This window comes from Micromonospora sp. NPDC003776, assembly GCF_053605645.1.
Window position 1 is genome coordinate 1 of the sequence record NZ_JBSGJR010000963.1, and the last position, 1,228, is coordinate 1,228.

A 1,228-nucleotide genomic window follows, 5' to 3' on the forward strand; every position below is an offset into this window, starting at 1 on the left:
TGGCCGAGGCGCCGCTCGGCCTGCTCCGCCGGGCGGTCGGCGAGGCCGCCGCGGCCCACCTGCACGAGCTGTCCTGGGGGCGGGACCCGCGCCGGGTCTCCCCGGAGCAGGTGGAGAAGTCGATCGGCGCGGAGGTCACCTTCGACGCCGACGTCACCGACCCGGCGGAGATCCGCCGGGCCCTGCTGGCCCTCGCCGAGAAGGTCGGCGGCCGGCTGCGCGCGGCCGGGCAGGTCGGGCGGACCGTGACGCTCAAGGTCCGGCTGGCGGACTTCCGCACCGTCAACCGGTCGCGCACCCTCGCCGTGCCCACCGACACCGCGCGGGAGATGTTCGACACGTCCTGGGCCCTGTGGACCGCGCTGGCCCCCGCTGAGCCCGTCCGCCTGGTCGGCGTACGGGTGGAGGGGCTGGCCGCCGCGCAGGAGACGCCGCGCCAGCTCACCCTGGGCGAGCCGGAGCGCGGCTGGCGGGAGGCGGAGGCGGCGGCGGACGCGGCGGCCGCCCGATTCGGGCGGTCCGTCATAGGTCCGGCCAGTCTTCTCGGGAAGCGTGATCCCCGGCGAGTCGAAAAACCGACCCGGCCGTAGGTCGTCCCGCTTTCCGACGCGCGAGGCCCCTCGTAGACTTGACGGCAAGCAGCCGGTTGGCTGCCACGGTCTGTCGGTCCGCCCGGGCCGACCCACCTGACCGGGGAGGAGTGCCGTGCCGCTCTCGGAGCACGAGCAGCGGCTGTTCGAGCAGATCGAGCGGTCGCTTGCCGAGGACCCCAAGTTCGCCTCGGCCGTGCGCGCCAGCGACCCGCGTTTCCACGCGCGGCGTCGCGTGCTCGTCGCTGCCGTGGTGGTCATCGCTGGTCTGGCCCTGCTGATCTACGGTGCCGTGATCAAGACGACCCCGGTGGCCGTGGCGGGCTTCGTCGTCATGCTGGCCGCACTGATCTACGCGGTGCAGTCGCACCGCCGCTCGCAGTCGCCCGACCTGCACGTGGTGGGCGGCACGACCAGCCGTCGGACCCGCGGCCGGACCGGCCGGCGGGGTTCCTTCCTCGACCGGATGGAGGACCGCTGGCGGCAGCGCCCGGAGGGGCACCGCTGACCACGTCCCGTCCCGGACGGCACACGTCGATTCCCCCTGCGCGCCTTCCGCCGCGCACCTGACTGTTCACGCGAAGAGTGGCTGTCCCGGCCGGGACAGCCCCACAACTCGTCGAGGCAACGAGAGCGGG

At 74.4% G+C, this 1,228-nt stretch carries 2 protein-coding genes; both read left to right on the plus strand.

Annotation, left to right across the window (positions count from 1 at the left end; genetic code table 11):
• On the plus strand, window positions 1-590 hold a 590-nt coding region (locus ACWEVO_RS36735), incomplete at its 5' end, for a DinB/UmuC family translesion DNA polymerase (RefSeq protein WP_452311982.1).
• Window positions 591-705: 115 nt separating this feature from the next.
• Complete coding sequence (locus ACWEVO_RS36740; protein ID WP_452311983.1) at window positions 706-1,098, plus strand: DUF3040 domain-containing protein; 393 nt, start codon at window positions 706-708, stop codon at window positions 1,096-1,098.
• The last annotated feature ends 130 nt before the right edge of the window (window positions 1,099-1,228 follow it).